The sequence below is a fragment of the Gammaproteobacteria bacterium genome, from assembly GCA_029862005.1.
GTDB lineage: Bacteria > Pseudomonadota > Gammaproteobacteria.
Map to the genome: position 1 here is coordinate 1 of JAOTYD010000085.1, position 3973 is coordinate 3973.

The window sequence follows — 3973 nt, forward strand, 5'->3', positions numbered from 1 at the left end:
TTTTCGAGCAACAGGATCACGAAGCATGAAGATCGTCGTTCGGGGGGTAACTAGCTCACGGCCCGACCTGGTGCATCGGACCGGCGGCATCCAGTTGATTATGGTTTTGCGATAGTCCTGGAAATCTCGATCCCGTCGGTCCGACGTATCGGGTCAAGCCACGGGATGACATATTACCGGAACAGCTGGCGGGTGATATTGGGTGGTAATTTACCCTGCTGCTCGATGCGATACTGGTTGTAGCCGGCATTGGCCGCGATCAGGTTGAGCACACTTTTGACATTCGGATCGATTTCGGTCTCCGATCCGATTTTGACGTCTACCTCATACTGTCCTCCCGCCCTGACTTCTCCCTTGCCACTGACATCGAGATCGGCATCGAGGTCGTTAATCTTGAAATCGTATTGTTTTTGATCACCGGTGAAATCGACCTGGTAATCCCCGACGCTAATCTTGATATCGTCATCATCGACGCCCAGGTCACGCCAGATCAACTTGCCGTTCACCACTGTCGGCACACCCTCGACCACCGACAGGTTATCGATCAGCAACTCAAGACGCCCGGCCGGCTTCACCAGGGCATTTGGAATATACTTTGCCAACTCGATCGCCTGGTATTCGATCTGTGCCCCGGTTACCTCGGTGTCACCATTCAGCCCGTCATAGGCAACCTTGACATCACCCCGGTCGTAGCTGATCTTGTAGCAGACCTTTAACAACGGGATACAGGATGGCATATAGCGATACCTGATTTCGCGCAGCGGAAAATTATTGATGCTCACTTCCTGCGCGGTACCCTTGATCACGGTGCCATCGATTCCAATCGCTCGCACCGTGTCGGGTAGCTTGATATAGGGCAGAACCTGCTGGATCGGCAGGTTGAACAACATCGCGATCACCAGGCACAGCAGAAAAAACGATGTCAACCTCCAGAGCTTAAACATCAGCGCCGGACGAGTACGAGGCTGCTGTCGACGATGCCGGGATTATCGGCCGGAGAGATACGGATATCCTTGACGCTGAGCCCGCTTGAACTAACTTCCGCAATAAAACCGACGAGACGATTAAAATCAACGGCCTGGTAGCGCATGCGGATTTCATCACTACCGATCGGCGACATTTGAGAGAGCTGCCCGCTCAAGCCCTCGCTGCGTACCGCCTGGTCGATGAAATTGGCCAGTGTGCCGCTGATCTTGTCCGTAGCTGCACTTGCGCCCGCCGCCGGCATGCCGGCAACGGCCGATCTCATCCAGGCGAGGTCATTCTGCTGTTGTTCGATCTCATCCTGCAATGCTTCAACGCTTTCCTGGTAGGGCTCGATCACAAGAGCGTGGACTCCAATGACGACCACGACCAGCAGCGCCAGGGCGACGATTGCCTTTTCGCGCAGCGAGTACCGGGCCAGAAAATCAAGCATTGCCGCCTCCCTGCAACACCAGGCGACCCGAACTCTGCTCGGGCTTGATACTCAGGCTCTCGAGCGTCGCGCTTATACCCTGCTTTTTGACGGTTTCCAGCAAGGCCTCGATGTCGGTCAGCTGACTACTGCTGATATCGAAACTCAATTTTGCGCCCTGGTAGCTGACCCGGCTGATTTTGACCGCAGGATACTTCGCCCTTGCCCGGGTGAAATCGAGCAGCAACTTTAAAAAACCCTGTTCGCGCTGTTCTGCCTGGACCTGTTTCAGACGCTCGATAAATATCTTTTTCAGATTCGCATCGAGCTGAGTACCAGCCGGCAGATAAGGCTTGAGCAAATCGTATTGTTGCTGCTTGATATCGGTCAGCCTGGTTTCGAGTTCGTTCAGTGCGACTGCCTTGTTGTAAGCGCCGACGATGAGCAAGGCTGCAAACAGCAGGGCAATCCATTTCCAGGCCTTGCCAAGACCCTGCCAGGCCGAGGAGAGTTGGTAGTCACGCTGCTGCAGGTTGATCAGCGGGGTATCGACCAGACCTGGCCGTACAGAATCGAGCGCCTCCCGTTCAACGGTATAACCCTCAAGTTCGGGTATAGCTTCATCTTCATTGCCGAAAAAAGTGATACGGTCAATCTCGACATCCCTTTTAACGAGTGCCAGCATGGCCGGCAACGCCTGGGCATTGCACTTAAGACCCCGGTAATCACCGTAGCGCAGCAGGTAACCGTCGTAACCTTCGATTAACGCAACCCCCGTTCCCTGCCACGGACACAGGAACAGCTCGGGCAACACCTGGACCAGGCGCAGGTCATGACTCTGCGCCAGGGCGATACAGTTTGCCATGATGTCCCGCCCCACGACGGCCACCGCTATCGGATTTTGAGACGTATCGCCGATTGCAAAATGCTGGGATTCAATATCCTGCGCGAGCTGATCCTCGATCTGGTACTCGATCGCGGATAAAACCTGCCGGCCGGCTTTTTCCGGTAACTCGACCTCGGTCAGGTAGATACATTGCTGTGGCAGGATAATAATAACCGGATGCGGGTTTTGCGCGGCAACTACGGCCAGATTGTCTGCGGTCGCCTGCTGCCAGGCGATCTCGGCCGAATCGGCGGTTTCATCGCATGTCGCCCACCTGAAATCTTCAAGTGCTTCATCGGCGAATTGAATCACCAGGCGCGCCATTAAAACTGCCCCAGGGTGCGGTTGATCACCATGGTTTTACCCTTTTCATCGCGATAAACCAGCGACGTCAGGTTTAGAATCTGTTCACCCTGCACCACCTGTCCATGCGCCCGAAAATATTTTGTGTTCACCGACAGGCCCTCGAGTTCGACCGGCAGCTGCAGGCGCTCGATAAATTCTTCGATGCTTTCATAGGCATCGTCTTCACGTTCCTCGATAAACTTGCCCACGTCAACATCCTCGGTGAGACTCTGGAACACAACTTCGGACATGGTATTGACATTGAGTGTAGTCGGTGCCGGCAAGGCCGTGATGTGGGGCTTCAGTTTTTCGTATATCTCCGGAGTCACGTTATGTACCAGCATCAACTCGCTGATATCCGCCATTTCGCGGTTAGCGACACGGTAATTCTCGTAATTTTCTTCCATGCCATCCGGGTAACGGATGTCGAAATCCTGGTCGATCCAGTCCAGCAACGCTGGAATGAAGCTGTCGTCAACCTCGAGATTCTCGCATAAGCGCCTGAACCGGTTTAGTGCGACTTCCGATATCACCAATGTGTTGAGATTGAACTTGGCCTGCTCGTCTTCGAGATAGCCGGTCAGGTACCCGCCTTCGATCGGCAACCCAGGAATGCCGGCGGCCCAGTACTCATCGAGGCTGTCGATCTCGGATTCTTCGCGGTCTTCGCGCAGGTAGATCTGGGCCCAGTCCTCGAGCCCGAATGCGTACAGGCCGGCACGATCCATCAGGCGAATATGCCCGGTCTTGCGAATCGTAAACTGTTCCTCGTGTACGATACTGACTGCAACCGTGGTCGCGATTACAACGATCAGCATCGCCATCAACAGCGCCAGGCCCTTCTGCTTGCGTAGGCTAGATAGCACCTTCTGGAACCTCCAGTAACCGGATTATATCGCCCATGTCGGGTAATTCGAGGCGGAATGCCAACAGTATCGGTGCGCCGTTGCTGGAACCGGTCTGCAGCGGCCATTCCTTGATCGATTTGCCGAGTACATCCTGGAATTCGATGTCGATCGATTCGACGTTCTCGAGCAGCACGGTTTGAATTGGTTGCTCGGCGATGCCCTGGTCGAGCGAGCGCCAGTGGCGGCGCACAAACTTATTATCGAGCACGAGATACTGTACGCGCTGCAGCGTGCTGCGCTGGTGCCCCAGGATGTTGCTCCAGCCGCTGCGGGTAAAGGTAATCACGTCATCGTCAATCATGATGTTCGCTTCTTCGTCACCATACTGGTTGCGAACCTTGCGCGGCGATACCTGGATCCACTCGCGGTTGAAATAAACCACCGCAAACTGCAGGTCAGACAGCCTGTCATTAGCTTCGGCAACTGCCTGGCCGGTAC

The 3973-nt window shown here is 54.8% G+C and carries 5 protein-coding genes; all 5 read right to left on the bottom strand.

Translation table 11 applies throughout. The features are described from left to right. Positions 1-173: 173 nt before the first annotated feature. Positions 174-944: a type II secretion system protein N gene (locus tag OES20_18925; GenBank protein MDH3636766.1), complete on the bottom strand. Its 771-nt coding sequence runs from the start codon at positions 942-944 to the stop codon at positions 174-176. Further along, complete coding sequence (locus OES20_18930) at positions 944-1417, bottom strand: type II secretion system protein M (protein ID MDH3636767.1); 474 nt, start codon at positions 1415-1417, stop codon at positions 944-946. Before OES20_18930 ends, OES20_18925 begins: the two co-directional genes overlap by 1 nt. Beyond that, positions 1410-2606 carry a type II secretion system protein GspL gene (gspL, locus tag OES20_18935; protein ID MDH3636768.1) on the bottom strand — a complete coding sequence of 399 codons (1197 nt, stop codon included), beginning with the start codon at positions 2604-2606 and terminating at the stop codon, positions 1410-1412. Before gspL ends, OES20_18930 begins: the two co-directional genes overlap by 8 nt. After that, on the bottom strand, positions 2606-3493 hold the full coding sequence (gene gspK, locus OES20_18940; protein ID MDH3636769.1) for a type II secretion system minor pseudopilin GspK: 888 nt from the start codon (positions 3491-3493) through the stop codon (positions 2606-2608). Before gspK ends, gspL begins: the two co-directional genes overlap by 1 nt. After that, a partial coding sequence (gene gspJ / locus OES20_18945; protein MDH3636770.1) for a type II secretion system minor pseudopilin GspJ occupies positions 3483-3973 on the bottom strand: 491 nt, incomplete at its 5' end. The genes gspJ and gspK, both read right to left, overlap by 11 nt.